We start from the raw sequence: 25,978 nt of genomic DNA, 5'->3' as shown, positions 1-25,978 counted from the left end.
AGATCGTCATTCCGGGGCGATGCGCAGCATCGAACCCGGAATCTCGAGGTTCCGGGTCTGCGCTTCGCGCATCCCGGAACGACGGCAGGTTTCTACGAAAAATCCGCGCGTGGCCCGACGTTGCGCGGCAACAGGCCTTCCTCGATCGCCTTGACCTGCAATGCGAGATAGCGCGAGTTGATGCGGCATTGCGCGAGGCTGCCGGCGATGAACCAGAGGCCGGGCTGCGGCGTGCGGGTGTACATGTTGCGCAGCTCCTGGCCGTCGCCAAAGCCCCAGATCGGGCCGACGCGCGCGGCCATCGCCTCGCCGAACAGTTTCTTGACCAGCTCTTCCTGCGGCCGGTAGCCGGTCGCGAGCACGATCAGGTCGGCGGCAACGATCTCGCCGTTCTTCAGCCGCGCGCCCTCGTTCACGAAGGTGTCGATGTCGGTGAATTGCTGCAGGGCGACCGCGCCGCTCGCGACGAGATCGGAGCAGCCGACGTTGAAGTAATAGCCGCCGCCGCGGGTCAGGTACTTGAACTGCCAGCCGGTGCCGCCATCGCCGAAATCAAGCTTGAAGCCCTTGCGCGTGAGGCCGTCGAGCAGCGGCTTGTCGAGCTCTTTCGACTGCTCGGTCATCAGCACATGGCTGCGTTTGGCGAGCACGAGCGGCATCGAGGTCGCGATCAGATCATTGTCCTCGAGCGTACCTTCATTGTAGGCGGCATAGGCCAGCTGCGCCGACGGCTCGATATTGGTGATCAGCGTCGAGGAGCGCTGTACCAGCGTGACCTCGGCGCCTGAGGAATGCAGGTCCTGCGCGATGTCGTGGCCGCTGTTGCCGGTGCCGATCACGAGCGCGCGCTTGCCGGTCCAGTTCTCGCCGTCCTCGTAGCGGCTGGAATGCATCACCTTGCCGCCAAAATCTTTCAAGCCGGGGATGTCGGGCAGATTGGGAATGCCGCTGACGCCGGTTGCCATCACCACATGGCGCGGCTGCATTGTCCGTGTCGTGCCGTCGGCGCGGCGCAACTCGACGCTCCACCGTCCGCTCGCATCGTCATAACTGCCGCCGACAAATTCCGTGCCGGTCCAGAAGTTCAACTCCATGGCGTCGACATAGGCTTCGAACCAGTTGGCGAGCTTGTCCTTCGGGATGTAGGTCGGCCAGTTCGGCGGGAACGGCATGTAGGGCAGGTGATTGACCTGTACCTGGTTGTGCAGGGTCAGCGCGTGATAGCGCTTGCGCCAATTGTCGCCGACGCGCGCCTCGCGGTCGACGATCAGCGCGTCGATCTTGAGCTGCTGCAGCCGCGCGGCGATCGCAAGCCCGGCCTGTCCGCCGCCGACCACCAGCACATCAGGGTTGCGGTCGGCATATTCGGCGGATGCCTTGCGCAGGTCGAGCCAGTTGGGGCCGCGGAAGTCGCGCGAATAGGCCTGTCCGCGCGGCCTGGTGTGGCCCTGCTGCTCCTCAAAACCCTTCAGCTCCTCGAGTGCGGTCAGCAAGGTCCAGGCCTTCAGGCGATCGTCGTCGGCGGCATCGGGGATCAGCCGCACGATGCCGTGGCCGCGGCCAACCGCCGTCTCGAATTTGAAGATCGCCTCGATCGCATGGGTGCCGGCGCGCGTCACCCGTCGGGGCGGGGCGCGATCGGCATCGATGCGGAAGTCATGCGGCGCGCTGTGGCGGGCATGCGCCGGCAGCTCCTCGATGATCGCAAACGCCCGATTGACGGTCTGGATGTTCCAGCTCAGCGCCAGCACGTCGCGCCAGTAGCTGTCGGGATGGAACAGCGGCTTCAGCAGCACATCGTCCGGGCTGGCCAGCGCATCTTCGAACTGCACAAGCCAATTGTCGGCGGCGACCGAAATATCGTCCGTCTTGTCGAGCATTGAGCGTTTCTCGTCATCGGCCGCCTTGCTGATATTTCTTGGCGGCGTTCCCTTTCCGCAAAGCCTATACCCATTCGAAGGCATGCAGAAAGGGCGCGACGGGATAGCGCCTATTCGGCCAGCGACAGGATCAGGCCTTGATCCGGCGGAACGCGGCCCTGCAGGGTATCGAGATAGGCCTCGCGCACCGCGGCCGGGCCGCGCCGCTCGACCACATCAAGCCATTTCGGCAGATGCGGCACGAGCTCGGCCCATGCGGCGCCAAAACGCTGGTCGATGCCGCCCGGTCCCCATTCCTTGGCGCGCTTGCGGATCTGGTCCGGGGCGAAGAACCAGACCGGCTTGGCGCCTGGCAGCGTCGGCTCCTCCGCCTCGCTCGCACGGTGCGTCAGCCCGACCCGGCCGGAATAGACCATCTGCGCGCCGAAGTGCCGGTGCAGACTTTCGCGCAGCGCACTGTTGCCGGCCATGTCGACATAGGCTGTAGGTTCGGCCGACGGGATCGCGGTGACCTGGTCATAGGTGACGACCTCGTCGTAGCAGCCGAGCGAGCTGACGAAATCGACATTGCCTCTGGAGGTCAGCCCGATCACCGGGATACCCCGTTTGTGCACGAGATGGGCTAGCCCGAACGCGGTCTTGCTCGAGGCCGACGACAGGATGACGCGGCGTGCGCCGTAGAACGCATTCTCGGCCAGGAAGTCGTCGACCAGGAAGGACAGCATGAACAGCGGCAGCAGCAGCGCGCGGAAATCGCCCTGCCGGCCGGCATAGGTCGGATCGCCGGAGGCGCGGGCGTAAGCGTTGTAGACCGGCGAGACCTCCTGCCGGTGCGCGGCGCCGTCGCGCAGGCCGCGCTTGCTGACGTCGGTAGCCTCGATCACCAGATGGGTCGCCATCGGGAAATAGCCGAACAGCGTTTCGCCGGCTGCGATCATCGGATGTTTCGATACCAGCACCTCGCCGAAGCCCCACACCGGGATGATGCCGTAGCCTTCGGGCGCCGGGAACAGCTGCCAGTATTTCAGCTGCTCGCCGATCACGGCGTAGGTGATGTTGTTGGCGGTGAAGGCGAAGCGGGTCACCTTCACCAGCAGCGCATCGGCCGGCAGCGCCGCGGCGTCGGGCAACTGCGTCTCGATCACCTTGCACTGCTGAAGATCGTTGCGGATGACGATGAAGTCGGTCGAGTTCATGGCGATGATCCGGGCTCAGGATGTGCCAGCATCGTTGCGTCGATTGCCGGCCGTTTGCAACAGCAACTAAGTTTCAAACGCCGTTCGCTTCGCCGTCAGATCGTTCAGCCGAGCTGTCCTTCGCGGTAGAGGTCGCGCAGCTTGCGCTTGAAGATCTTGCCGGTGGCTTCCCGCGGCAGCGCGTCCATGAAGCGGATATCCTTGGGCACCTTAAAGTTGGCGAGCTTGCCGCGGAGAAAATCCTGGATCGCGCTGATCGACAGGGTCGCGCCGGCTTCCGGCTCGACGCAGGCGAACAGCCGCTCGCCGTATTCGTCGTCGGGAACGCCGAACACCGCGCAGTCGCGGACGCCTGCCATGCCGATAAGGGCATTCTCGATCTCGGCGGGATAGATGTTGACGCCGCCCGAGATCACCATGTCGCGCTTGCGGTCGCACAGAAACAGATAGCCGTCCGCGTCGAGATAGCCGACATCGCCGACGCTGATCAGGCCGTCGTGATCGGCCTCGGCGCGCGCCTTGGCATTGCCGTGATAGTCGAAGTCCGAGATCAACGTCTGACGCATGAAGATCTCGCCGGGCTCGCCGACGTCGCATTGCGTCGCGTCGGGCCGGAAGATCTTGACGATGCCGCCCTCGATCGCGCGGCCGACGGTGCCGGGCTTGGCCAGCGCTTCGGCTGACGAATGCCAGACCGGGATGCCGGTCTCGGTCGAGCCGAGATATTCGTTGATGACCGGTCCCCACCACTCGATCATCGCGCGCTTGACGTCGACAGGGCAGGGCGCCGCGCCATGGACGATGAAGCGCAGCGACGACAGGTCGTAGCGGCGCCGCGTCTCCTCGGGCAGGCGCAGCAGCCGCACGAACATGGTCGGCACCATATGCATGTGGGTGACATGGTGGCGCTCGATCAGTTGCAGCAGATCCTCCGGATCGAAGCGCGGCTCGAGCACGATCACGCAGCCGTTGCGGAACGCGAGCATCCCGTAGGAGTGCGGCGCCGAATGATACATCGGGCCGTTCATCAGGATCACCTGATCCTCGTTCGGCTTGACGCCGTAGGTGATGGCACCGACCCGCGCGGCTGCCGCCTGCTGCTCGGGCCGCATCGGCTTGCGCTTGACGCCCTTCGGCAGTCCGGTGGTGCCCGACGTGTAGAACATCGGCGCCGCGCCGATCGGTGCGTCGGTCAGTGGTTGGTGCGTCTCCCGCCAGACGTCCCAGTCGGTCATGCCGTCGGGCACGCGGGTGAGCGCCGGCGCCACGCCGTAGGCCGCGGCGATCTCCGGCGGCGTCGTCACCACGAGCAGCTTGATTGCCGGCGGCAGCCCGTCGCGGATCTGCGGCAGCAGATCGGCGTGGCAGACCAGCGTGTCGGCGCCGCTGTCGGACAGGATGTAGGCGACCTCGTCGGCCTTCAGATGCCAGTTGATCGGCACCACCGGGCTGCCGAGCGCGGCCGAAGCCGCGACCACCTCGAACAGCGCGAAATCGTTGCGCAGCATCATGCCGACCGGCTTGCCGCCCTGCACGCCGAGCGCCCGGAAGCCGCTGGCCGCCCGCGCGATGCGGGCGTGAATGTCGCCGTAGCTGATCTGTCTTTCGCCGCTGATGATCATGTCGCGCCTCGTCTTCTAGCGATCGTCCAGGATCTCGCCGAAGCTGATCCAGCTCTTGCCGTTGAACCGGCGCAGCCGCAACTGCTGGAACGGCAGGTAGTCGTCCGGCCCGGTCGATACCGTCATGCCCGGCAACAATAGCGGCAGCGGAACGTCGCGCAATGACGCCGCCTGGCGCATGATGTTTTCGCGGCTGAAATCGTTCTTGCAGGCCTTCAGCACGGCCATCAGCAGTGTCGCATAATGATAGCCCGCCGAGTAGTTCGAGTTGCTGAGGTCCGCATTGGGCAGGTACTGCTTCATGAAGGCAAGATAGTCCTTCACGGCGGGATCATCGGCCCATTGCGCGTCCATCGTGTCCTTCTGGTTGCTGGACGAGATCAGGCCGACCGCGTTCTCGAGCCCGGCGGGCTCCAGGAACGAGATCGACGACGCGGAGGTCGGTACGAAGAACAGGTCCGGCTTCCAGCCGATCTCGGCGACGCCCTTGATCATCTGCGGCGTGAACTTGCCGAGCACAACGCCGAACAGCACATCGGCACCAGACGCCTTCAGGGTTGCGAGCTGCGAGCTGATGGTTGGCGCCGAGGTCTCGTAGCTCGCTTCCGCGACGATCATGCTCGCGGCCTTGCCGCCGAGCGCACGCTTGAAGCCGGCGACATAGTCGCGGCCGAAATCGTCGTTCTGCGCAAGGATCGCGATCTTTGCGTCGGGCTTGGCCTGCAGCACATATTTGGCATAGACCACGCCCTCGGATTCGTAGGACGCCATGCCTGGCATGGTCCACGGATAGGTCTTCGGGTCGGCCCATTTGGTCGCGCCGCTCAGCACGAACAATTGCGGGATCTTCTTGTTGTTGAGATAGCGGTGCACGGCGTTGTTGGTGGCGGTTCCGAGCGAGCCGAACATCATCAGCACCTCCTCCTGCTCCACCAGCTTGCGGGTCTGCTCGACGGTCTTCGGCGGCGAATAGGCGTCGTCCAGCGTGATGAATTTCACCTGCCGGCCGTTGATGCCGCCCTCCGCGTTGACCTTCGCGAAAAACGCTTCCTGGGCGCGGCCGATGGTGCCGAAGCCGGAGACCGGTCCGCTATAGGGCAGCGTCTGGCCGATCCGGATCGCTTCGTTGCCGTTGTCGGCGGCGGCCGTGCTGGCGATCACGCAGACCGCAAGCGCGGCTGCCAGCGCGTGTTGCGCTCGTTTCATGGTTCACTCCCGGACTTTGTGAAACAGCGTCAGGCGCTGGCGCGCAGGAAGTCGCTGCGCGCCGCGGCGAACTCGGACTTGAGCCGCGCCACCAGTTCGGCGACCGGCGGGGCGTCGGTGATCTGGCCGATGCCCTGGCCCGAGCCCCAGATGTCGCGCCAGGCCTTGGCCTTCATGTTGCCGCCGGAGCCGAAGTTCATTCTGGATTTGTCGGCGACCGGCAGGTTGCCCGGATCGAGACCTGCTGCCGCGATCGACGGTCCGAGATAGTTGCCGTGCACGCCGGTGAACAGGTTCGAATAGATGATGTCGTGCGCGGCGTATTCGGTCAGCGCCTGCTTGTACCTGATATCCGCGTTGGCTTCCTCGGTCGCGATGAAGCGGGTGCCGATATAGGCGAGGTCGGCGCCGAGCGCGAGCGCGGATGCGATGCTCCAGCCGTCGGAGATCGCGCCTGAGAGCAGGATCGTGCCCTTGAACCATTGCTTGACCTCGCGCACCAGCGCGAACGGCGACAGCGTGCCGGCATGGCCGCCGGCGCCGGCGCAGACCAGGATCAGGCCGTCGACGCCCTGCTCGGCGGCCTTGCGCGCGTGCTTCACGTTGATGACGTCGTGGAACACCACGCCGCCATAGGAGTGCGCGGCCTCGACGATCTCGGACGGCGGGCGCAGCGAGGTGATGATCACGGGTACCTTGTGCTTCACGCAGGTTTCCATGTCGCGCATCAGCCGGTCGTTGGACGCGTGGCAGATCTGGTTGACGGCGTAGGGAGCGACCTTCTTCTCCGGATGCAGCGCCTGGTACTCGCCGAGCTCGTTCTCGATCTGGGTCAGCCATTCGTCGAGCTTTTCGGCCGGGCGGGCGTTCAGCGCCGGGAACGAGCCGACGATGCCAGCCTTGCACTGCGCGATCACGAGCTCCGGCCCCGAGACGATGAACAGCGGGGAGCCGACGACCGGCAGTTCAAGCCTGTTCGCGAGCGAAGCGGGCAGCGACATTTGCGGATCCTCCATGCGCGTCGCCCGGCCGGCAGCCGGGGCGGATCGCGCTTTATTGTGATGGCTGGAGCGGTGGCGCTCTTGGCGCGGCAATATAAGGCTGGACGGCTCGGTCATGACGTTCAATATTGAACATCAGACTGACCAGAAATGAACGATGTCGCAGGAAAGGGAGCGGCATGGACTGGGAGCTTTGCAAGACATTCGTCGCGGTGGCGGAGACGCGCAGCCTTGCCGGGGCGGCACGGCGGCTGCGCATCAGCCATCCCACCGTTGGTCGCAACGTCGCGGCGCTCGAGCGGCAACTCGGGACCCGCCTGTTCGCGCGTTCCAATGACGGCCTGTCGCTGACGTCGCATGGCCGCAAATTCCGCGAGCACGCCGAAGCGATGGCCGTGGCGGCGCTCCGCGCGGAGGCGGCCGCGTCCGCCACCGGCGAGCAGGCGCGCGGCGTCGTGAAGCTGTCGATCGGCGCGACGCTGGCCGCGCACTGGCTGATGCCGCGCCTCGGCCCGTTCCTGCGCGATCACGCCAACATCCAGCTCGAGATCATCACCCATCCGTTCCCGGCCAGCGTGCGCCGCCGCGAGGCCGACGTGGTGCTACGGCCGGTCGATGCGGGCGAGGAAAACCTGATCGGGCGCAAGATCGGGCGGCTCGGCACCGGCTTCTACGCTTCCCGTGACTATGCGGCAGGGCGCAAGCTGCCGGAGCGGCGGGACGAGTGGCGGGGCCACCATGTGATCGGCTTTGCCGACCAGGCCTCGAACGCGCATCTGGCGCGCTGGAGCGACGTCATCACCCGGCAGGGCACGCTGGTGATGCGCTGCTCCTCGCAGGGCGACATGCTCGCAGCGGCGCGGGCCGGGCTCGGAATTTGCGCGCTGTCCTGCCTGGTCGGGGCCGACTACCCCGATCTGGTGCGAGTCGCGCCGCAAAAGCTCTCGAGCCTCTCCGATCTCTGGCTGCTCGCCCATCCCGATCTGGTCGAGCTTCCCGCGGTGCGCGCCGTCATCGGCTTCGTCACCGACTGCGCGCGCGAGGACCGCGTCAGGCTGCGCGGCTAGAGCGCGTTGTCAGGCACGCGCCCGCAACAGCGTCACCGCGAGTAGAAGGAAGGCCGCGCAGGTCCACAGCGACTGCCAGTTCTCCGCCCCTTCGTTGAATCCTGTGTAGATTGCCGTTGCAATGAAAATGCCGGCAAAGATCGACTCCGCCAGTGGGCGGATTCCCTTCGTGGGAGGATTGAGCAGCGTCACGGCCGCAAAGGGCACCGCCGCCATGGTGAGAGGCGCGAAAGGGAAATCAATGAAGCGCGGGTCGAACACGAGACCGATTGCGGTCGCCGTGCCGATCACGACGGTGATCATCAAGGCCAGTCCGTGCAGGGTCGCCAGCACCGATTCAGTGTGATGGCCCTTCGGACCCAACACTTCGAAAAAGCTGGGCGGTGCGCGGCCCGACATCAGGGCGTTGGCGCTCAACACGGGCGAAGCCGTGGCCGCCACCAGCAGCGAGCCCCAGACAAGCCAGCCTCCCGTTCCGTAGCTTTCATAGACCAATCTCTGCTCGGCGACGCCAAACAGGATGCCAGCCGTGGTCGCCGATAGCGCGACTGCAAGCCACGACGCGAATGCGGGCTTTCTCGGCTTGCGGCGTAAGGTCAGCCATGCCGCGCCGAAGACGAGGATCGCCAGGCCCATTCCGCTGACCATTTGCAGCTTCCAGAGCGGAAAATTGCTGACCGGTTGGCCCGGCGGATATTTCGGCATGCGCTGCTCGGAATCGAACAGGCCCCAGGAGCCGCCGACCGTGCCCTCGATCTCCCGCTTCCAGCCTTCATCATAGGCCTCGAACAGGTTGACGCGGAAATGCTGGCGCCGGGCAAGGTCGAGGACCTCCGAGACCACTCGCGCCTGATTGATGCGGGACGGCAGCGCGGACTCGCGCATGCGCCCCTCGCTGGGCCAGCCGATTTCTCCGATAAAGATTTCCTTGCCTGGAAAAGCCGCGGCGATCTGCCGGCGCATCTCGTCGGCGTGAGCGGCGGCATCTTCCGCCCGGATTGGAACATTTTCCCAATAGGGCAGGATGTGAACCGTGACGAAGTCGACGGCGTCGGAAAGCTCGCGATTGCTCAGCCAGAATTCCCAGACGTCGGCGTAGGTAACGGGCACCGAGACCTGCGCCTTGATCGAGCGGATCGTGGCGGCAAGGTCGGAAGCCGACATTTCCTTGCGCAGCAAGACCTCGTTGCCGACCACGAGCGCGATGATGGTTTCCGGATATTCCTGGGCGAGGCGGATCGCGGTGGCGACCTGCGTTGCATTCTTCTTGCGGTCCCGATCGAGGAAGATGCCCTGGATGACCTTCAGCCCCGCCTTGGCCGCGAGTGCGGGAATCTGATCGAGACCAAGATCGGTCGCATAGGTGCGGATGCAGTCGGATATCTTCGCGAGTTGCGCGAGGTCTTCCGCGATCTGTTCCGGCGAGACCTGCGTCGCCGGCGAAAGTGATGTCTGATTGTTACGGAACGGCGCGTACGAGATGCATTGCACCTTGTCGTTCGGATCGATCGGCGCGCGCGGCAGGTTGACCGGGATGCCGAGCCACCACCACACCGCGGCGATCGCGCCCAGGGATAACGAGAGAAGCGTCAGCGGGATACGGAGAGAAATCAGGTCCGTCTCCTTGCAATAAGGACGTGCTGCGCGTGCAAAATGGGCGAGGCCGGCAAATTGAAAAACTATATGTCTGCTGATTCTATATCACGCGATCACGCAGTTGGTGTGTTTTTCTCCACGACTACTTTGCACCGGCGATCACGCCCTCGCGATTTCTGAGCACGCGATAATACGCCCACCACAGATGCGCTGCGGCGCCGCGCAGCGGACGCCACGGCTCCGCAAGCGGCGCCATCTGCTTCGGCGTCGGCCTTTCCCTTAAGCCGAGCCCGACCTTGACCGCTTCCTGCACGGCAAGGTCGCCCGCGGGCCAGGCATCGCCATGGCCGAGGCAGAACAGCAGATAGACATCGGCGGTCCACGGGCCGATCCCGGGCAGCGCCGTCAGCGTGTTGTGCGCCGCATCGGCCTCCTCATTGGCAAGGACGTCGAGGTTCAGCCGCTCCTCGGCGAGCTCGCGCGCGATGTGCTTCAGCGTCTTGATCTTGGCCGCCGACAGCCCGAGCCGGCCGAGCCGGTCGGCCCGCGCCTTGCGGATCGCGTCATGGTGGAACGGGTCGAACGCCGTGCTGACGCGCCCCCAGATCGCCGCCGCACTCGCGGTCGAGAGCTGCTGGCCGCAGATGATCGCGGCAAGCCCGGCAAATCCGGGCTCGCGCTGCCGGATCGCCGGCATGCCGGTCAGCTCCAGGATCGGGCGCAGGCGGCGGTCCTGCTCGACCAGCTTTTGGATCGCGTCTTCGAGGTCGGCCTGGGTTTCGAGGTGAATCAGCATTTGCGGGGTCTGCATCGGCTTGTCAGGCGCGGGCTTGACCCGCGCATCGATCTCCTATCGTAACAGAGTCTTGTCCGGGCGCATGAACCAGAGTCGCCGGGGCAAGTCCGGCAATGACGCGTGACCGATCACCATGCCACCCGTTTTCCGCTTCGCGCCGAGTCCGAACGGCTACCTGCATCTCGGCCACGCCTATTCGGCGCTGCTCAACCACGACCTCGCGCGGCAGTCGGGCGGACGCCTGCTGCTGCGGATCGAGGACATCGACGCGACGCGCTGCCGGCCGGAATTCGAGCAGGCGATTTATGAGGATCTGGCCTGGCTCGGCATCGCCTGGGAGACCCCGGTGCGGCGGCAGTCCGAGCATTTCGGCGCCTATGGCGCGGCGCTCGACCGCCTGTCGGCCCAGCGGCTGGTCTACCCGAGCTTCGAAAGCCGGGCCGAGATCGCGCGGCTGGTCGCGGAGCGCGAGGCCGGGGGCGCGTGGCCGCGCGATCCGGACGGCGCGCCGCTTTATCCGGGGCTAGCCAAATCGCTGTCGGCCGCGGCGCGCGACCGGCTGATCGGGCAGGGCGTGCCGTTCGCGTTGCGGCTCGACATGGCCTCAGCCCGCGCGCGTGCCGGCGACCTGCGCTGGCAGGAAGCGGGCGAGGGGCCGGCTGGCGAGAGCGGAGACGTCGTGGCCCGGCCTGAGGCCTGGGGCGACGTGATCCTGGCGCGCAAGGAGACCCCAACCAGCTACCATCTCTCGGTCGTGATCGATGACGCCCTGCAGGGCGTTACCGATGTCGTCAGGGGCGTTGACCTGTTCTGGTCGACCGGCGTGCATCGGCTGTTACAGGAACTGCTCGGCCTGCCCGTGCCAAACTACCGGCACCACCGGCTGATCCGAGACGCAGCCGGCCAAAAGCTGTCGAAATCGACCCAGGCGACCGGACTGCGCGAATTGCGGGCGGCTGGGGCGAGCCCGGCCGATATCCGCCGCTTGGTCGGCTTGCCGTAGATCTTGCAGTAGATTTTGGCCATTTGATCGCATCATGGCGCTTTGCGCGGGCGCGCCGCAAACGCCGCCGTGACTCCGGCCCGCCTGGCATGCCATGTTGTTGACCGGGGCGGGGATCACGGAGACCATGGCGTCAAAATCGCGCGCACGGCGCAGCAAGCGGCCATCCAAAGGGACGCCGCCGAAGACACGCGCCGCTAAAACGCGTGCTGCCAAGACACGGACTGCCAAGACACCGACTGCGAAGACACGAACTGCCAAGGCCCGCGCCGCCAAGGTGGCGGCCAGGCCGCGCCGCAAGCGGGCCGTGCCCAAGCCGGCCCCGAAGGCCGGTCCCGGCACGGTCGATACCGCGCTCGCCGCCTTTGCCCATGAGGTGCGGACGCCGCTCACCGGAATCCTCGCGATCAGCAATTTGCTCGCGACATCCGATCTCGGCGAGCGCGAGCGGCGCTGGGTCGACACCATCAAGGCCGGCGCCGAACATCTGGCGAGCCTTGCGACCCTGTTCGTCGACGCCGCCCGGAGCGAGGGGCCGGGGCTCGAGATCCGGCAGGATTTCTTCGACCTGCGCACGCTGGCGCGCCACGCAGCCGATTCGCTGGCCGGCCGCGCGGCAGCCAAGGGGCTGCAGGCTTCCGTCGAGGTCTCCGACCAGCTGCCTGCCTTCGCGGTCGGCGATCCCGTCCGTCTGCGCGCGGCGCTGGAAAATCTGATCGACAACGCGGTGAAGTTCACCGAGCAGGGCAGCATCGAGCTGCGTATTGCGCCGGTGGGCGCGGCAAAGGCAAGGTCCGGCGACAAGATCGGCGTCGCGTTCGCGATCTCCGACAGCGGCATCGGCCTGTCGCTATCGGAGGTCAAGCGCCTGTTCCGGCCGTTCTCACAGGCCAACGTCTCGATCGCCGCGCGGTTCGGCGGCGCCGGGCTCGGCCTGTCGTCCGTCAGGCAGCTCGCGCGCGCCATGGGCGGCGACATCGTCGCGGACCGGCGCGCCGGCGGGGGCACCACCTTCACGCTCAAGGTGGAACTGGCGCCCGCCGAAGGGCCAGCCGGCACCGCCTCCGGCGAGAGCGCGGCGGCGCTGCTATCGCAAGGGCTGCGGCTGCTCAGTGTCGAGGACAATCCGTTCGGCCGCGTCGTGCTCAACACGATCCTGACCGAGCTCGGCCACCACGCCGAATTCGTCGGTCAGGGCGAGGCCGCGCCCGACCGGCTCGTGCAGGGCGCCTTCGACGCCGTGCTGATGGACATGGTGCTGCCCGGCATCGGCGGCATCGAGGCAATCAAGCGCATCCGCGCGCTGCCGCCGCCGCACGGTCGCATCATGATTATCGGGATTTCCGGCCGGGCCGAGGACGAAGCCGCGGCGCGCGCTGCCGGCGCAGACGGCTTCCTGGTCAAGCCTGTGTCCCCGCGGGCGCTCGCGACTGCGCTGCATGAAGCGACACGCCGTGCGGCAGCCGCGACTTGATGATCGCCGCGTTCAACTCGCCGCCGAACACGAAGATCGCGGCGATGAAATAGAGGAACACCAGTGCGATCACCACCGAGGCCAGCCCCGCATACATCGTGACGTAGTTGTTGGCGAAGCGTGCGAGGTACATGCCGAAGCCGATGCCCGAGAGCAGCGAGGCCACCATGGTGAAGATGATGCCGGGCAGGATTTGCGTGAAGCTGCGACGGCCCGCCGGCAGCCAGGCGTGCAGGATGAAAAGCGCGACGACCAGCGCCAGGATCGTGACGCCGTAACGGGCGGTGTTGAGCAGGCTCTCGTTCGATTCGACGAAGAACGGGATATAGCGCCGCGCCGCCTCGATGATCAGCGGTCCGAGCACGATCAGGAAAGCCATCGCGAGCGAGGTGAACGCCGCGACCAGCGTGTAGCCGATCGACTCCAGCCGCAGCCAGTACCAGCGCCGCGGCTCGATCACGGCATAGGCGCGGTTCAGCGCCACCCGCAGCGCCTCGACGCCGTTGGAGGCGAAGTAGACCGCGAGCACCGCGCCGATGGTTAGGATGTCGCCGCGGGTGTTGGTCAGCACGTCGTGGATCTGGCCGGACAGCGCCTCGGCGACCTGCTGCGGCCAGACCTGCAGCATCAGCCCGACCGCCTGGTCGGCGAGCTGCTTGGAGCCGAAGAAGCCGGCCACCGAGGTCAGCACGATCAGGAACGGAAACAGCGCCATCAGCGTCGACAGCGCGATGTGGCTGGCGATCGCCCAGCCGTCGTCGGCGAGGAACGTGTAAAAGGCATCCATCACGACGTGGGTGACGTAACGAAGCTGCTTCACATTCCACCCGGCATTGTCGAAAACCGCTCGGCCCGAGAACGGACCCAGCATCTGATATTACGCGCTGAAAAGCCAGTTGGTTGCATGGCCGGGCTGTGTGGAAGTTCGCGTCCTGCGGTGTTATGTACCGCAAATGACATCTCTCCTCAGCACGATCATTCTTCCCATCGCCGTCGGCGCCGTCGCGCTGGTGCTCCTGCTCGGCCTCATCAACATGATGAAGGGGGGCTCGCCGAACACGTCGCAAAAGCTGATGCGGCTGCGCGTGCTGCTGCAGTTCGTCGCCATCGTCATCGCAATGCTCGCGGTCTGGGCGATGGGGCGTTAGGTGAGGTAGATTTGTCGGGCTATTCTCCACCTCTCCCGATCGGAGTGGTGGACTCGAACATCGAACCGGAGCCTGCCATGGTTGTTCTCAATCGGATCTACACGCGCACCGGCGATGACGGCACCACCGCGCTCGGCTCCGGCGAGCGGCGGCCGAAATACGATCTGCGCATTGCCGCCTATGGCACGGTCGACGAGACCAATGCCGCGATCGGCGTGGTGCGGCTGCATCTTGCCGGCAGCCCCGAGGTCGATGCGATGCTGGGCCGGATCCAGAACGATCTGTTCGATCTCGGCGCCGACCTCGCGGTGCCCGAGCGCGAGGGCAAGGCCGAGCGTCTGCGGATGCTGGCAAGCCAGGTCGAGCGGCTCGAGCGCGATATCGACAGCCTGAACGACCAGCTCGCGCCGCTGACCTCGTTCGTGCTGCCCGGCGGCACGCCTGCTTCTGCCTATCTGCATCTCGCCCGGACGATATGTCGCCGCGCGGAACGGTTGATGGTGGAACTCGCCGCCCAACCCGATGAGCCGGTCAATCAGGCTGGCATCCAGTATATGAACCGCCTGTCGGATTTCCTGTTCGTTGCCAGCCGCTTCCAGAACAGTAAGGGAGCGGGAGACGTGTTGTGGGTGCCGGGCCAGAACCGCTAAACTGGTTCAAAACCGGGGGACGGTTTTTTGGCTTTGGCGCGTTGACCGGGAGAAACGGGACCTTTAGGTTCCGCGCCAGCCAACCGAAACCCATAAAATCAAAGCGAAAGAGGATCGATGAAGGTTCTTGTGCCGGTAAAGCGGGTCGTCGACTACAACGTCAAGGTCCGCGTCAAGAGTGACGGGACGGGCGTGGAGCTCGCCAACGTCAAGATGTCGATGAACCCGTTCGACGAAATCGCCGTCGAGGAAGCGCTGCGGCTGAAGGAAGCCGGCAAGGCGACCGAAGTGGTGGTGGTGTCGATCGGACCCGCGCAGGCCTCCGAGACCATTCGCACCGGACTGGCGATGGGCGCCGACCGCGGAGTCCTGGTCAAGGCCGAAGGCAATGTCGAGCCGCTCGCGGTTGCCAAGATCCTGAAGGCGGTGGTTGAAGCGGAGCAGCCCGGCCTCGTCATTCTCGGCAAGCAGGCGATCGACGACGACTCGAACCAGACCGGCCAGATGCTGGCTGCGCTGCTCGGCTGGTCGCAGGCGACCTTCGCTTCCAAGCTCGAAGTCGAAGGATTCGACTTCAAGGTCACCCGCGAAGTCGACGGCGGCCTGCAGACCATCAAGCTCAAGGGCCCGGCGATCGTCACCACCGACCTCCGCCTCAACGAGCCGCGCTATGCATCGCTGCCCAACATCATGAAGGCGAAGAAGAAGCCGATCGACGACAAGAGCGTCGCCGACTACGGCGTCGATGTGACGCCGCGTCTGGAAGTGCTGAAGACCGCGGAACCGGCAGGCCGCAAGGCGGGCGTCAAGGTCAAGGACGTCGCCGAACTCGTGAACAAGCTCAAGACCGAAGCCGGGGTTCTCTGATGACGACGCTGTTGATTGCTGAACACGACCACGAGACGCTGAAGGACGCGACCAACAAGGCGCTGACCGCGGCGAGCCAGCTCGGCGGCGACGTCCATGTGCTGGTTGCCGGTGGCGGCCAGGGCACCAAGGCGGCGGCGGAAGCAGCCGCCAAGCTTGCCGGCGTCACCAAGGTGCTGGTGGCCGAAGGCCCCGCCTATGAGCACGACCTTGCCGAGCCGCTGGCCGCGCTGATCGTCGCGCTGGCTCCTGGCTATGACGCGTTCGTCGCGCCCGCGACCTCGCGCTTCAAGAATGTGATGCCGCGCGTCGCGGCCTTGCTCGACGTCATGCAGGTCTCCGAGATCATCAAGGTCGTCGCCCCCGACACCTTCGAGCGGCCGATCTATGCCGGCAACGCGATCCAGACCGTGAAGTCGAAGGACGCCAAGAAGGTGATCACGGTGCGCACCTCGACCTTCGCCGCCGCCGGCGAAGGCGGCAGCGCTGCGATCGATAACGCCGCTGCGGCCGCCGATCCCGGCCTGTCGACGTTCGTCGGCGAGGAAGTCGCCAAGAGCGACCGTCCCGAGCTGACCTCGGCCAAGATCATCGTCTCGGGCGGCCGCGCCATGCAGAGCCGCGAGAACTTCGCCAAGTACATCGAGCCGCTCGCCGACAAGCTCGGCGCCGGCGTCGGCGCCTCGCGCGCCGCGGTCGATGCCGGCTATGCGCCGAACGACTGGCAGGTCGGCCAGACCGGCAAGGTGGTGGCTCCGGAACTTTATGTCGCGGTCGGCATCTCCGGCGCGATCCAGCATCTGGCCGGCATGAAGGACTCCAAGGTGATCGTCGCCATCAACAAGGATGAGGACGCGCCGATCTTCCAGGTCGCCGATTACGGCCTGGTCGCCGACCTCTACCAGGCGGTTCCGGAGCTCACCGAAGCGCTCGGCAAGCTCGGAAAGTAAGCGACAAGACACCGGCCGGGTGGGTAAGCTCCGGCCGGTGTTATTATTTTCGAGGCAATGATCCGGAAACGTTTTTCCGAAAGGATCATGCTCGACGGGGGAAAATGGGACCCGGGTATGATGACCTGTCATCACATCATGGTCCCGGGAAACGTTTTCCGGCGGATTGGGCAACCCGGAAGGCTTTACTTCGGGTATCGTTGGAATTGGGCAGGCGCGATGTGCGCGCCGTTCCGGTGGATGACAAGATGACGGTGGCAATCAAAAAGGTCGGCGTGATCGGTTCGGGCCAGATGGGCAATGGGATTGCCCATGTGGCGGCGCTGGCCGGCTTCGACGTGGTGCTCAATGACGTGTCCGGCGACCGGCTGAAGTCGGCGCTGGCGACCATCAACGGCAATCTGACCCGGCAGGTCGCGAAGAAGGCGATCAGCGAGAGCGACCGCAAGCAGGCGCTCGACCGCATCGCCTCCGCCGAGTCGCTCGACGCGCTCGCCGATTGCGATCTCGTGATCGAGACCGCGATCGAGAAGGAAGAGACCAAGCGCAAGATCTTCCACGAGGTCTGTGCGGTACTGAAGCCGGAGGCGATCGTCGCGACCAACTCGTCGTCGATCTCGATCACAAGGCTCGCCGCCTCGACCGACCGCCCGGAGAAGTTCATCGGCATTCATTTCATGAATCCGGTGCCGGCGATGGAACTGGTCGAGTTGATCCGCGGCATCGCCACCGACGACATGACCTTCGACACCGCCAAGGCGTTCGTCGCCAAGCTCGGCAAACAGGTCGCGGTGTCGGAAGATTTCCCCGCCTTCATCGTCAACCGCATCCTGTTGCCGATGATCAACGAGGCGATCTACACGCTGTATGAAGGCGTCGGTAACGTCGAGGCGATCGATGCCGCGATGAAGCTCGGCGCGCACCATCCGATGGGCCCGCTCGAGCTCGCCGATTTCATCGGCCTCGACACCTGTCTGTCGATCATGCAGGTGCTGCACGAGGGGCTGGCCGACTCCAAGTACCGGCCGTGTCCGCTGCTGGTGAAGTATGTCGAGGCCGGTTGGCTCGGACGCAAGAGCCAGCGCGGCTTCTACGACTATCGCGGCGACAAGCCGATCCCGACGCGGTAATCGTCGCGTCTTCAGATCAGTGTCCGCAGCAGCGCAAGCGCCGCGGGCACCAGACCGATAATCATCGTCACACCCGTTCCAAGTCCGAGCAGATGCGCGGTCAGCGCAAGGCGCTGGCTCTGCGCGTGAGACGTCATTGCAGCGCCGCGCAGGCGCGCTTCAGCCGCCTTGCGGCCTCCTCGATGGTCTGTGACGGGTTGGCGAAGCTGAGGCGGATATAGGGCGACAGCCCGAGATCTTCGCCGGGAAACACCACCACATCGGCCGCCTCGAGCAGATAGGCCGAGAAATCGCGGTCGGTCCGGATCACTCTGCCGTCGGGCGCGCGCTTTCCGATCACGCCGGCGCAGCTGACCAGCAGATAGAACGTGCCCTCAGGCGGCGTGCAGGAGAGCCCGGCGCATTCGTTCACGAGTTCGGCAAAGCGGTCACGCTTGGCGCGAAGGATGGCGGCACGCTCGAGCAGCACATCCTGCGCGCCGTCGAGCGCGGCAACCGCCGCGGCCTGGCTGATCGACGATGCGCCGGACGTGGTCTGCGACTGGATCGTGATTATCTCGCGGATCAGCGCCGCGGGTCCGGCGGCATAACCGATGCGCCATCCCATCATGGCGTAGCTCTTGGCGAGGCCGCTGACGGTCAGCGTCCGCGGCTTGAGGCGCGGCTCGATTTCCGCAAGCGTCGGCGCGGGCGCGCCATTGAACACAATGTGCTCGTAGAGCCCGTCGGCCAGCACCCAGATGTCCGGATGCCGCAGCAGGACCGCGGCGATCTCGGACAGATCCTCACGCGAATACAGCGCGCCGGATGGGTTGACCGGATTGTTGACGATGATCCAGCGGGTTCGCGCCGAGATCGCCGCCTGCAAATCCTCCGCGCGCAGCCTGAAGCCGTTGTTCTGCGCACACGGCACCACCACCGGCGCCGCGCCGGCCAGCCGCACCTGATCGAGATAGGGCGCCCAATACGGCGCGGGGATGATCACCTTGTCGTCGGGCGCCAGGGTCGCCAGCAGCGCGTTGAACAGCGCCTGCGTCGAGCCGTTGGTGATGACGATCTCGTCCAGACCATAGTCGAGATGATGGTCGCGCAGCAGCGCGGCCTGCACCGCCCGCTTCAGCTCCGGCGTGCCGTCGACATCGGTGTAACGGGTCTCGCCGCGCAATGCCGCTTCATGCGCCGCCGCGATCACATGCTCCGGTGTCGGGAAGTCGAGATTGCCCGACGACAGCTCGATGACGTCGCGCCCGGCGGCGCGCAGTTCGCGGGCGCGGCGCCGCAGCACCGATGCGGGCGATGCCTTGATGCCGCTCATGCGCGGCGAGAGGGTCGGTGCAGCGGTCATCGGACGTATTGCGCCTCACCGTTGCCGAACGACCAGTTCTCGGGAAGCACCTCGACAAGGTTGATGAAGATGTCCTCGGCGCGCAGGCCGGGGCTTTCGGTCAGCCGTTCGGCGATCCGTCGATAGAGCTTCTGCTTCTGCGCCACCGGGCGCGTATTGCTGACAGTAATCTGGATGATGATCAGATCATCGCTGCGCCTGATGCCGAGATAGTCGGCGCCATAGACGAAATCGCTGTCATCGTGCTCGGAGATCGTCATGAAGCGATCGCCTTCGGGCACGTCGAAGGTCTCGCGCATGGCGCGATAAAGGCTTTCGAGAACGGCCTTGCGGTGGGCGGCGGGCTTGCCCCGTCGCAATGAAACGCGGGTCAGCGGCATGATGGTGGCTCTCCTGGTGGTGTGACGTGCCGCCGATCCTAGGGGCTCCTTGCTCATTGAAAAACGGTAAGGTAATGCATTTCAATGATTTCATATTTAAATGAATGACCATGAAGGCACTCGACGTCGAGGCGGTCCAGGCCTTCGTCCTGGTGGCGGATCTGAGCAGCTTCACGCGCGCGGCGCAGGCGATGGAGACCACGCAGTCCGCGGTCAGCCTGAAGATCAGGCGTCTGGAAGACGGCCTCGGCCGACGGTTGCTGGAGCGAACGCCGCGGCTGGTTCGGCTGTCAGCTGAAGGTGCCGCCTTCCTCGGCGCCGCGCGCAATCTGGTGGCCGCGCATCAATCGGCGATCAGCTCGTTTGCCGTCGAGCATCGGCGGCTGGTCGTCGGCATCAGCCACCACATCGTCGGATCGGAGCTCGCCTCGCTGCTGAAGCGGATGAACAGCACCGATCCCGGGCTGGTGATCCAGCTGCACGTCGACACGTCGCGTTCGGTGCTCAGCGCGTTCGACGACGGCAAGCTCGATGCTGCGATCGTGCTTCGCCACGACGCCAAGCGCCGCGATGGCGACGTGCTGTTCGAGGAAGCGTTCGGCTGGATGGCCGCGCCTGATTTTCACCATCGGCCGGGCGAGCCGTTGCGCCTCGCGACGCAAGCCGAGCCGTGCAGCGTGCGTGCCATGGCGGTTGAAGCGCTCGACGCCGCCGGCATCGCCTGGACCGAGGCGTTCGTCGGCGGCGGGCTGTCGACGATCGGAGCTGCGATCTCCGCAGGCCTTGCGGTCGCGGCGCTGGCGCGCCGCGTCGCGCCCGCGGATACCGTCGACCTCGGGCCAAAGCTTGGCCTGCCGCCGTTGCCGTCCCGCGACGTCATGCTTCACTCAAAACTGTCCGATGCGCGGACGCGGCAGGCGCTGCGCACCCTCGGCGCGGCCTTCGCGGCGAACACGGCCTGAGCGGCTGTTCATTCTGTCAGACGGCAGCCGGCGCGCTTGAGCATGTCGCGGATGATCAGCGGCGTTGCCGGTGTCTCGGTCGCTGCGGTGGTCGCCGCGCCGGCGATCGCGTCACGGGCCTGCTGGGCGTCGAACGTCAGCCGTCGGGCGCAGGGTGGCACGCCGTGCGCTGCATCGAGCAGCCAGCCGGCGGTTTCGCCGGCGCCGGCCAGATAGGCCGTCAGGGCCTGCCGCGCGGTCGGATTGGTGGCGGCCTGATCCAGCATGGCCCTGACTTGCGCGACGGAGATTTGCCCACGCGATGTCGAGGGTTGAGCGTGCGCGGCTGTCGTCAATGAGAGGAGGGCGCAGATGACGCGGCTCGGGCGGTTCAGCATGAATTGGCCTTTCGATGTATTGACTTGCAGATATTAATTATCGTAAAGCAATAATATCAGGTCAACAACCATCAAGGTCGAGCATGTCCGCGTCCCTCTCGTCAGAGCTTTCCCGATCCGCAGGGCCAGCGCGCCTCGAACGCATCCGCGCGGTCAGCCGCGTGCTCGTCTACGCCTGCACCGGCATTTCGCTACTGCTTGCCGTTGGATTGCTGGCCTATTGGGTGGCGAGCCCGGATCAAGCGATCCTGCGCGACGCCGGGCTGACCGGCATCGCGTTCCATCCTGTCGGCTGGCTGGTGCGGCTGATGGGCCTCGCGGTCTCGGCGTTGCCGCTCGCCGGTCTGATCTGGGGATTGTCGCGCGTGCGCGGCTGCTTCAATGCGTTCGCGCAGGGGCGCTTCTTCACGGCCGACAACGTGGCGAGGTTGCGCGACCTAGCGATCGCGATGCTGGTTTCGACCTTGCTCAAGCCGTTGATCGGCGCGCTGCTCTCGATCCTGCTGAGCTGGCAAACCTACGCGCAGGGCAAATCCATCGTCGTCGCGTTCGGGTCCGACACGCTGCTCGCGTTGCTGTTCGCCGGCCTGGTCGCGGTCACGGCCTGGGTGATGGCCGAGGCCAATGCGATCGCCGATGAGCACGCGCAATTCGTCTGAGGCATTCGCGATGCCGATCCGGGTCAGGCTGAATGTGATGCTCGCCGAGCGCAACGTGAAATCGAAGGAGCTTGCCGAATATGTCGGGATCACCGAGGCCAACCTGTCCCTGCTCAAGCAGGGCAAGGTGAAGGGCGTCAGGTTCGATACGCTGGAGCGGATCTGCACCTATCTGAAGTGCCAGCCCGGGGACCTCTTGCGCCATGAAGCGGACGATGCGTCAGCCTGACGCGGCCATCGATTACCCAAGCATTAACTTTCGCGCGTTACCTCAAACCCCAGTTTTGGGAGTGCCGCGTATGGACATGATGAGCATGGTCACCAGCATCCTGTCGATGCAGCAGGGTAATCTGCAGGGTGAGATCGCAACCCGCGTGACCAAGCAGAACCTCGACGCCGAGAAGTTCGCGGTTCAGACCCTGCTCGGCACGCCCTCCACCGCGAATTTGTCGCCGGGCATCGGCGACAACCTCAACGCCGTCGCCTGATCAGAACCCGGCTGCGGCTGGCTGCAGCGCGGCCTTTAACAGCTTGATCGCGTCGTCGCTGGCCCATTCGGCGGGACCGGCGATATTGGCGATCTCGCAGCCGTTGCCGTCGACCAGCACCGAGGTCGGCATGCCCAGCGCCTTGCCTATGTTCTTAAGATCCTGAAAAACCTTGGCTTTCTGATCCGAAAAATAGCCGAGACTGGTCAGATTGGCCTCTTTCAGGAAGTTTTTCGGCTTGTCCGGGTCGCGGGTGTCGATGTTGATCGCGACCACCTCGAAATCCTTGCCGCCGAGCTTGGTCTGCAGGCTGTCGAGCGCCGGCATTTCCTTGCGGCAGGGCACGCACCAGGTCGCCCACAAATTGACCAGCACGGTCTTGCCGCGCCAGTCCGAGAGCTTCTTCGGCTGGCCGTTGGCATCCTCGAAGGTGAGGTCGGGCAGCATCAAGGGGGTGGTCGCCATGGTCAGCGCCGCGACCTCGCCATGGGCAAGCGGGGCGATCTTCTTCGCAAGAGCCACCGCGCTGTTGCAGGCGATATCGCCGCCAGCGGGATGCTTGAGGCTGGAGACCCCGACATAGCCGATCACGGCCCCGGCCAGCACGGCGCCGATCACCAGTGGGATACGCCACTTGGCGGTCGGCCTGGCGGTCGGATTGGGTGGGGTCGTCTCGGGCATATCGTTTGTCATCCTGGGTCAGATGTGGCTAAGCAGTGCCGGGAATACGATCGGAACTGCGGTGCTGTTTCGCCGCCTCCGGCCATGAAACCGCAAGGCTGAAATACAAATTCGTGAGCGAGATGTCATGAGCAACAAGATGTGGGGCGGCCGGTTCTCCGAACGTCCCGACGCGATCATGGAGGAAATCAACGTCTCCATCGACGTCGATCGTCACCTTTATGCCCAGGACATTGCCGCGTCCAAGGCCCACGCCGCGATGCTCGCCGCGCAGGGCATCATCACGTCCGCTGATGCGAAAAATATCGGCAAAGGTCTAGACACGATTTTGTCAGAGATCGGCAAGGGCGATTTCGATTTCAAGCGCGCGCTCGAGGACATTCATATGAATGTCGAGTCGCGGTTGTCCGAGCTGATCGGGCCCGCGGCGGGCCGGCTGCACACTGCGCGCTCCCGCAACGACCAGGTCGCGACCGATTTCCGGCTCTATGTCCGCGACACCATCGATGAGACCAATGCGGCGCTGGCCGCGTTCCAGCAGGCGCTGGTCGCCCGCGCGCTGGAGCATGCCGGCACTGTGATGCCGGGCTTCACCCATCTGCAGACCGCGCAGCCCGTGACCTTCGGTCATCATCTCCTGGCCTATGTCGAGATGGCCGGCCGCGACCGCGGCCGCTTCGCCGACGCGCGCAAGCGGCTGAACGAATCGCCGCTGGGAGCGGCCGCACTCGCCGGCACCTCGTTTCCGATCGACCGCGCCGCGACCGCGAAGGCGCTCGGCTTCGACCGTCCGATGGCCAATTCGCTCGACGCGGTGTCCGACCGCGATTTCGTGCTGGAGACGCTGTCGGCGGCCGCGATCTGCGCAGTGCATATGTCGCGCTTCGCCGAGGAGATCGTGATCTGGACCTCGCCCTTGGTCGGCCTCGTCAAGCTCAGCGACAAGTTCACCACCGGCTCGTCGATCATGCCGCAGAAGCGCAATCCGGACGCGGCCGAGCTGGTGCGTGCCAAGACCGGCCGCGTGATCGGCGCGCTCACCGCGCTGCTGATCGTGATGAAGGGCCTGCCGCTCGCCTATCAAAAGGACATGCAGGAGGACAAGCAGGGCGCGATGGAGGCTTTCGAGGCGCTGTCACTGGCAATTCGCGCCATGACAGGCATGGTCGAGGACCTGGTGCCGGACGAGGCCAGGATGAAGGCCGCCGCCGGCGAGGGCTATGCCACCGCGACCGACCTCGCCGACTGGCTGGTCCGCACCCTGAAAATGCCGTTCCGTGACGCCCACCACGTTACCGGGCGCATCGTCGGCCTGGCCTCGAAGCAGGGTGTGGCGCTGCACGAGCTGCCGCTCAAGGCCATGCAGGAGGTCGAGCCGAAGATCACGGCCGACGCGCTGAAGGTGCTCAGCGTCGAATCCTCGGTGCAGAGCCGGACCTCGTTTGGCGGCACGGCGCCGAAGAATGTGATGGTGCAGGCCAAGGCCTGGGCCAAGCGGCTGGAAAAAGAGCGAAAATTGGGCTGAACCGGAAAATTTGGCCGTGATTTCACGGCGCTCCGCCTCTCGCCAGAGCACGCCAATGTTTGTATGGTGCCGCCCGAATTGGGGAATTCGTCGTGATTAGCAAGAACCGCCTGACCCCCTCGGGATGGGCCATCATTGTGCTGGGCGTATCAGCGCTGGCGCTCGGCGGCTGCGGCCGCAAGGGACCGCTCGACCTGCCGCCGACCGCGAACGTCGCGCCGGGCGCGGCACCGAGCGACACCGAGAGCGAGCGGGCGGCGCAGCCCAGCGTGTTCAATCCGACCTATGGCTCGGAGGCCGCGCCGGCCGCGCCGCGAGGCAATAAACGGCCCTTCCTCCTCGATCCGCTGCTTGGCAATTAGTATTTAAAAGCGTGTCATGAACCATTTCGACTATCGCAACGGCGTGCTGCATGCCGAGGCGGTCAATCTCATTGAGCTGGCGGAGGCCGTCGGCACGCCGTTCTATTGCTATTCGACCGCGACGCTGGAGCGCCACTACCGCGTCTTCACCGAAGCCTTCGCCGGCGAGAAGGCGCTGGTCTGCTACGCCATGAAGGCGAACTCCAACCAGTCGGTGCTGCGCACGCTGGCCAAGCTCGGCGCCGGCGCCGACGTGGTGTCCGGCGGCGAGTTGAAGCGAGCGCTGGCGGCCGGGATTCCGCCGTCGAAGATCGTGTTCTCCGGGGTCGGCAAGACCGAGGGCGAGCTGCGCGCCGCGCTTGCCACCGACATCCTCTGCATCAATATCGAGTCCGAGCCGGAACTCGAGATGCTGTCGCGTCTCGCGGTCGAGATGAAGAAGACGGCCCGCATCTCGGTGCGGGTCAACCCCGATGTCGATGCCGGCACCCATGCCAAGATCTCGACCGGCAAGTCCGAGAACAAGTTCGGCATTCCGATCGCGCGCGCCCGCGAGGTCTATGCCCGCGCGGCAAAGCTGCCGGGCATCAAGGTCACCGGCACCGACGTGCATATCGGCAGCCAGATCACCGATCTCGGCCCGCTGGAGGTCGCTTTCCGGCTGCTCGCCGAATTCGTGCAGACGCTGCGCGCCGACGGCCACGACATCTCGCATATCGATTTCGGCGGCGGCCTCGGCATCCCCTATTACATGGATCGCGCCGCGCCGCCGGCGCCGGACGCCTATGCGGCGATGGTCAAGCGCGTCACGCACAATCTCGGCTGCACGCTGATGTTCGAGCCGGGCCGCATGATCGTCGGCAATGCCGGCATCCTCGTCACCCGCGTGATCCATGTGAAGCCGGGCGATGCCAAGAACTTCGTCATCATCGACGCCGCGATGAACGACCTGATCCGGCCGACCCTGTATGAAGCGCATCACGACATTCTGCCGGTGCGCCAGCCTGCGCCCGGCACCCCGACCATGGTCGCGGATGTGGTCGGCCCGGTCTGCGAGACCGGCGACTATCTCGCGCTCGACCGCTCGCTGCCGCAGCCGAATGCCGGCGATCTCCTGGCGATCATGACCGCCGGGGCCTACGGCGCGGTGCAGTCCGGCACCTACAACACGCGGCCTCTGGTGCCCGAAGTGCTGGTCAAGGACGACCAGTACGCCGTGGTCCGCCCGCGCATCGACGTCGACGCCCTGATCGCGATGGACAAGCCCGCGCCGTGGCTGTGAGGCACTGGCGTGCCGCATCAATGGTGTCGTCCTGGCGAAAGCCGGGAGGTGGATTCACATTCGAAGTGCAACACTTGAGCAAAGGACTCGGCGGGCGTGTGGTAGTCAAGGCATTTGCGCGGGGTGTTGTTGTAGGCGGCGATGAACTGGCGGAATCTGGCGGTCGAGAGGGTTACGAGATCCGTCTTGCGGGGAATAAAGCGGCGCATCCTGCCGATGGCGTTCTCGATGCCACCCTTCTGCCAGAGGGCATGGGGATCGCAGAAGAAGGTCGCGATCGAGAGGCGGTGCAGCGCCAGGTGACCGGCGAACTCGGTGCCGTTGTCGAAGG

General features: G+C 65.4%; 29 protein-coding genes. 15 read left to right on the top strand and 14 right to left on the bottom strand.

Features of this window, described 5'->3' with window-relative positions:
* Positions 1-92 precede the first annotated feature (92 nt).
* The 5 genes from J6525_RS24030 to J6525_RS24010 form a co-directional block, all read right to left on the bottom strand.
* Entirely contained in the window at positions 93-1,880 is a 1,788-nt protein-coding gene (locus J6525_RS24030) for a flavin-containing monooxygenase (protein ID WP_225646555.1), read from the bottom strand.
* A gap of 110 nt (positions 1,881-1,990) precedes the next feature.
* Positions 1,991-3,076 (bottom strand): DUF2855 family protein, encoded by a 1,086-nt coding sequence (locus J6525_RS24025; protein ID WP_225646554.1) that lies wholly within the window; start codon positions 3,074-3,076, stop codon positions 1,991-1,993.
* Between the two features lie 104 nt (positions 3,077-3,180).
* On the bottom strand, positions 3,181-4,698 hold the full coding sequence (locus J6525_RS24020) for an acyl-CoA synthetase (RefSeq protein WP_225646553.1): 1,518 nt from the start codon (positions 4,696-4,698) through the stop codon (positions 3,181-3,183).
* 15 nt (positions 4,699-4,713) lie between these two features.
* A complete protein-coding gene (locus J6525_RS24015) occupies positions 4,714-5,904 on the bottom strand; it encodes an ABC transporter substrate-binding protein (protein WP_225646552.1) in 1,191 nt (396 codons plus the stop codon).
* A gap of 29 nt (positions 5,905-5,933) precedes the next feature.
* Positions 5,934-6,905 carry an NAD(P)H-dependent flavin oxidoreductase gene (locus tag J6525_RS24010; protein WP_225646551.1) on the bottom strand — a complete coding sequence of 324 codons (972 nt, stop codon included), beginning with the start codon at positions 6,903-6,905 and terminating at the stop codon, positions 5,934-5,936.
* Positions 6,906-7,084: 179 nt separating this feature from the next.
* Here J6525_RS24010 and J6525_RS24005 point away from each other — a divergent pair, with 179 nt between their 5' ends.
* Positions 7,085-7,972 (top strand): LysR family transcriptional regulator, encoded by an 888-nt coding sequence (locus tag J6525_RS24005; RefSeq protein WP_225646550.1) that lies wholly within the window; start codon positions 7,085-7,087, stop codon positions 7,970-7,972.
* Positions 7,973-7,981: 9 nt separating this feature from the next.
* Here J6525_RS24005 and J6525_RS24000 read toward each other — a convergent pair whose 3' ends face one another.
* Both J6525_RS24000 and J6525_RS23995 read right to left on the bottom strand, forming a co-directional pair.
* On the bottom strand, positions 7,982-9,544 hold the full coding sequence (locus J6525_RS24000; RefSeq protein WP_225646615.1) for a glycoside hydrolase family 17 protein: 1,563 nt from the start codon (positions 9,542-9,544) through the stop codon (positions 7,982-7,984).
* Between the two features lie 166 nt (positions 9,545-9,710).
* The gene (locus J6525_RS23995; protein ID WP_225646614.1) at positions 9,711-10,364 is read right to left on the bottom strand and encodes a DNA-3-methyladenine glycosylase family protein; all 654 of its coding nucleotides are present in this window, start codon (positions 10,362-10,364) and stop codon (positions 9,711-9,713) included.
* A gap of 133 nt (positions 10,365-10,497) precedes the next feature.
* On the opposite strand from J6525_RS23995, the gene gluQRS reads away from it, so the two are divergent.
* Together gluQRS and J6525_RS23985 are read left to right on the top strand one after the other, a co-directional pair.
* Positions 10,498-11,367, top strand: coding sequence for a tRNA glutamyl-Q(34) synthetase GluQRS (gene gluQRS, locus J6525_RS23990; RefSeq protein WP_225646549.1), 870 nt, complete (start codon positions 10,498-10,500; stop codon positions 11,365-11,367).
* Positions 11,368-11,494: 127 nt separating this feature from the next.
* Complete coding sequence (locus tag J6525_RS23985) at positions 11,495-12,841, top strand: ATP-binding protein (RefSeq protein WP_225646548.1); 1,347 nt, start codon at positions 11,495-11,497, stop codon at positions 12,839-12,841.
* On the opposite strand, the gene J6525_RS23980 is transcribed toward J6525_RS23985, so the two are convergent.
* The gene (locus J6525_RS23980) at positions 12,768-13,628 is read right to left on the bottom strand and encodes a YihY/virulence factor BrkB family protein (protein ID WP_370143883.1); all 861 of its coding nucleotides are present in this window, start codon (positions 13,626-13,628) and stop codon (positions 12,768-12,770) included. The two genes, J6525_RS23985 and J6525_RS23980, sit on opposite strands and share 74 nt — an antisense overlap.
* Positions 13,629-13,794: 166 nt before the next feature.
* Here J6525_RS23980 and J6525_RS23975 point away from each other — a divergent pair, with 166 nt between their 5' ends.
* The 5 genes from J6525_RS23975 (at position 13,795) to J6525_RS23955 (ending at position 17,586) form a co-directional block, all read left to right on the top strand.
* The gene (locus tag J6525_RS23975) at positions 13,795-13,989 is read left to right on the top strand and encodes a twin transmembrane helix small protein (protein ID WP_028340366.1); all 195 of its coding nucleotides are present in this window, start codon (positions 13,795-13,797) and stop codon (positions 13,987-13,989) included.
* A 77-nt stretch (positions 13,990-14,066) separates the two neighbouring features.
* On the top strand, positions 14,067-14,639 hold the full coding sequence (locus tag J6525_RS23970; protein WP_225646547.1) for a cob(I)yrinic acid a,c-diamide adenosyltransferase: 573 nt from the start codon (positions 14,067-14,069) through the stop codon (positions 14,637-14,639).
* Between the two features lie 117 nt (positions 14,640-14,756).
* Positions 14,757-15,506 (top strand): electron transfer flavoprotein subunit beta/FixA family protein, encoded by a 750-nt coding sequence (locus tag J6525_RS23965; RefSeq protein ID WP_225646546.1) that lies wholly within the window; start codon positions 14,757-14,759, stop codon positions 15,504-15,506.
* Complete coding sequence (locus J6525_RS23960) at positions 15,506-16,456, top strand: electron transfer flavoprotein subunit alpha/FixB family protein (protein ID WP_057017750.1); 951 nt, start codon at positions 15,506-15,508, stop codon at positions 16,454-16,456. Before J6525_RS23965 ends, J6525_RS23960 begins: the two co-directional genes overlap by 1 nt.
* Positions 16,457-16,704: 248 nt before the next feature.
* Positions 16,705-17,586, top strand: a complete 882-nt coding sequence (locus J6525_RS23955; protein WP_076827506.1) for a 3-hydroxybutyryl-CoA dehydrogenase — start codon at positions 16,705-16,707, stop codon at positions 17,584-17,586.
* 11 nt (positions 17,587-17,597) lie between these two features.
* Here the strand turns inward: J6525_RS23955 and J6525_RS46995 are convergent, their stop codons facing one another.
* The 3 genes from J6525_RS46995 to J6525_RS23945 are packed head-to-tail and all read right to left on the bottom strand — an operon-like array spanning position 17,598 to position 19,311.
* The gene (locus J6525_RS46995; protein WP_283809492.1) at positions 17,598-17,723 is read right to left on the bottom strand and encodes a hypothetical protein; all 126 of its coding nucleotides are present in this window, start codon (positions 17,721-17,723) and stop codon (positions 17,598-17,600) included.
* Positions 17,720-18,931, bottom strand: coding sequence for a pyridoxal phosphate-dependent aminotransferase (locus tag J6525_RS23950; protein WP_225646545.1), 1,212 nt, complete (start codon positions 18,929-18,931; stop codon positions 17,720-17,722). Before J6525_RS23950 ends, J6525_RS46995 begins: the two co-directional genes overlap by 4 nt.
* Positions 18,928-19,311 carry a tautomerase family protein gene (locus tag J6525_RS23945; RefSeq protein WP_225646544.1) on the bottom strand — a complete coding sequence of 128 codons (384 nt, stop codon included), beginning with the start codon at positions 19,309-19,311 and terminating at the stop codon, positions 18,928-18,930. The genes J6525_RS23950 and J6525_RS23945 overlap by 4 nt, the downstream gene beginning before the upstream one ends.
* 110 nt (positions 19,312-19,421) lie before the next feature.
* On the opposite strand from J6525_RS23945, the gene J6525_RS23940 reads away from it, so the two are divergent.
* Positions 19,422-20,273: a LysR substrate-binding domain-containing protein gene (locus J6525_RS23940; protein WP_376708554.1), complete on the top strand. Its 852-nt coding sequence runs from the start codon at positions 19,422-19,424 to the stop codon at positions 20,271-20,273.
* Between the two features lie 8 nt (positions 20,274-20,281).
* On the opposite strand, the gene J6525_RS23935 is transcribed toward J6525_RS23940, so the two are convergent.
* Complete coding sequence (locus J6525_RS23935) at positions 20,282-20,539, bottom strand: hypothetical protein (RefSeq protein WP_225646542.1); 258 nt, start codon at positions 20,537-20,539, stop codon at positions 20,282-20,284.
* Positions 20,540-20,733: 194 nt separating this feature from the next.
* Between J6525_RS23935 and J6525_RS23930 the strand changes: the two genes are divergently transcribed.
* The 3 genes from J6525_RS23930 to J6525_RS23920 all read left to right on the top strand — a co-directional run bounded on the left by J6525_RS23930 (position 20,734) and on the right by J6525_RS23920 (position 21,797).
* Positions 20,734-21,309 (top strand): DUF2975 domain-containing protein, encoded by a 576-nt coding sequence (locus J6525_RS23930; RefSeq protein WP_225646541.1) that lies wholly within the window; start codon positions 20,734-20,736, stop codon positions 21,307-21,309.
* A gap of 10 nt (positions 21,310-21,319) precedes the next feature.
* Positions 21,320-21,538, top strand: coding sequence for a helix-turn-helix domain-containing protein (locus J6525_RS23925; RefSeq protein ID WP_057017783.1), 219 nt, complete (start codon positions 21,320-21,322; stop codon positions 21,536-21,538).
* Positions 21,539-21,608: 70 nt separating this feature from the next.
* Positions 21,609-21,797, top strand: coding sequence for a putative motility protein (locus tag J6525_RS23920; protein ID WP_069280209.1), 189 nt, complete (start codon positions 21,609-21,611; stop codon positions 21,795-21,797).
* Here J6525_RS23920 and tlpA read toward each other — a convergent pair whose 3' ends face one another.
* Positions 21,798-22,490 carry a thiol:disulfide interchange protein TlpA gene (gene tlpA, locus J6525_RS23915; RefSeq protein ID WP_225646540.1) on the bottom strand — a complete coding sequence of 231 codons (693 nt, stop codon included), beginning with the start codon at positions 22,488-22,490 and terminating at the stop codon, positions 21,798-21,800. It abuts the gene before it with no gap.
* 115 nt (positions 22,491-22,605) lie between these two features.
* On the opposite strand from tlpA, the gene argH reads away from it, so the two are divergent.
* From argH to lysA, 3 genes are all read left to right on the top strand, one after another.
* Complete coding sequence (argH, locus tag J6525_RS23910) at positions 22,606-24,003, top strand: argininosuccinate lyase (protein WP_225646539.1); 1,398 nt, start codon at positions 22,606-22,608, stop codon at positions 24,001-24,003.
* Between the two features lie 92 nt (positions 24,004-24,095).
* Entirely contained in the window at positions 24,096-24,365 is a 270-nt protein-coding gene (gene lptM, locus J6525_RS23905) for an LPS translocon maturation chaperone LptM (protein ID WP_057017758.1), read from the top strand.
* Between the two features lie 16 nt (positions 24,366-24,381).
* Positions 24,382-25,647, top strand: coding sequence for a diaminopimelate decarboxylase (gene lysA, locus J6525_RS23900; protein WP_092080536.1), 1,266 nt, complete (start codon positions 24,382-24,384; stop codon positions 25,645-25,647).
* Between the two features lie 17 nt (positions 25,648-25,664).
* On the opposite strand, the gene J6525_RS23895 is transcribed toward lysA, so the two are convergent.
* The coding region (locus J6525_RS23895; RefSeq protein ID WP_376708553.1) for a transposase at positions 25,665-25,978 on the bottom strand (314 nt) is incomplete at its 5' end.

The organism is Bradyrhizobium australafricanum, from assembly GCF_020329495.1.
GTDB classification, from domain to species: Bacteria; Pseudomonadota; Alphaproteobacteria; order Rhizobiales; family Xanthobacteraceae; genus Bradyrhizobium; species Bradyrhizobium australafricanum.
This window is presented reverse-complemented; position numbering and strand designations above follow the sequence as displayed.

Coding starts and splice junctions, on each gene's coding strand:
- J6525_RS23945 (WP_225646544.1), bottom strand. CDS start 19,311: ATGCCGCTGACCCGCGTTTCATTGCGACGGGGCAAGCCCGCCGCCCAC.
- J6525_RS24030 (WP_225646555.1), bottom strand. CDS start 1,880: ATGCTCGACAAGACGGACGATATTTCGGTCGCCGCCGACAATTGGCTT.
- J6525_RS24025 (WP_225646554.1), bottom strand. CDS start 3,076: ATGAACTCGACCGACTTCATCGTCATCCGCAACGATCTTCAGCAGTGC.
- lysA (WP_092080536.1), top strand. CDS start 24,382: ATGAACCATTTCGACTATCGCAACGGCGTGCTGCATGCCGAGGCGGTC.
- J6525_RS23930 (WP_225646541.1), top strand. CDS start 20,734: ATGTCCGCGTCCCTCTCGTCAGAGCTTTCCCGATCCGCAGGGCCAGCG.
- J6525_RS24005 (WP_225646550.1), top strand. CDS start 7,085: ATGGACTGGGAGCTTTGCAAGACATTCGTCGCGGTGGCGGAGACGCGC.
- J6525_RS24020 (WP_225646553.1), bottom strand. CDS start 4,698: ATGATCATCAGCGGCGAAAGACAGATCAGCTACGGCGACATTCACGCC.
- J6525_RS24015 (WP_225646552.1), bottom strand. CDS start 5,904: ATGAAACGAGCGCAACACGCGCTGGCAGCCGCGCTTGCGGTCTGCGTG.
- J6525_RS23970 (WP_225646547.1), top strand. CDS start 14,067: ATGGTTGTTCTCAATCGGATCTACACGCGCACCGGCGATGACGGCACC.
- J6525_RS23920 (WP_069280209.1), top strand. CDS start 21,609: ATGGACATGATGAGCATGGTCACCAGCATCCTGTCGATGCAGCAGGGT.
- J6525_RS23925 (WP_057017783.1), top strand. CDS start 21,320: ATGCCGATCCGGGTCAGGCTGAATGTGATGCTCGCCGAGCGCAACGTG.
- gluQRS (WP_225646549.1), top strand. CDS start 10,498: ATGCCACCCGTTTTCCGCTTCGCGCCGAGTCCGAACGGCTACCTGCAT.
- J6525_RS24010 (WP_225646551.1), bottom strand. CDS start 6,905: ATGTCGCTGCCCGCTTCGCTCGCGAACAGGCTTGAACTGCCGGTCGTC.
- J6525_RS23965 (WP_225646546.1), top strand. CDS start 14,757: ATGAAGGTTCTTGTGCCGGTAAAGCGGGTCGTCGACTACAACGTCAAG.
- argH (WP_225646539.1), top strand. CDS start 22,606: ATGAGCAACAAGATGTGGGGCGGCCGGTTCTCCGAACGTCCCGACGCG.
- J6525_RS23975 (WP_028340366.1), top strand. CDS start 13,795: ATGACATCTCTCCTCAGCACGATCATTCTTCCCATCGCCGTCGGCGCC.
- J6525_RS23935 (WP_225646542.1), bottom strand. CDS start 20,539: ATGCTGGATCAGGCCGCCACCAATCCGACCGCGCGGCAGGCCCTGACG.
- J6525_RS23960 (WP_057017750.1), top strand. CDS start 15,506: ATGACGACGCTGTTGATTGCTGAACACGACCACGAGACGCTGAAGGAC.
- J6525_RS23985 (WP_225646548.1), top strand. CDS start 11,495: ATGGCGTCAAAATCGCGCGCACGGCGCAGCAAGCGGCCATCCAAAGGG.
- J6525_RS23980 (WP_370143883.1), bottom strand. CDS start 13,628: ATGGATGCCTTTTACACGTTCCTCGCCGACGACGGCTGGGCGATCGCC.
- J6525_RS23995 (WP_225646614.1), bottom strand. CDS start 10,364: ATGCTGATTCACCTCGAAACCCAGGCCGACCTCGAAGACGCGATCCAA.
- J6525_RS23955 (WP_076827506.1), top strand. CDS start 16,705: ATGACGGTGGCAATCAAAAAGGTCGGCGTGATCGGTTCGGGCCAGATG.
- tlpA (WP_225646540.1), bottom strand. CDS start 22,490: ATGACAAACGATATGCCCGAGACGACCCCACCCAATCCGACCGCCAGG.
- J6525_RS46995 (WP_283809492.1), bottom strand. CDS start 17,723: ATGACGTCTCACGCGCAGAGCCAGCGCCTTGCGCTGACCGCGCATCTG.
- J6525_RS23940 (WP_376708554.1), top strand. CDS start 19,422: ATGAAGGCACTCGACGTCGAGGCGGTCCAGGCCTTCGTCCTGGTGGCG.
- J6525_RS23950 (WP_225646545.1), bottom strand. CDS start 18,931: ATGACCGCTGCACCGACCCTCTCGCCGCGCATGAGCGGCATCAAGGCA.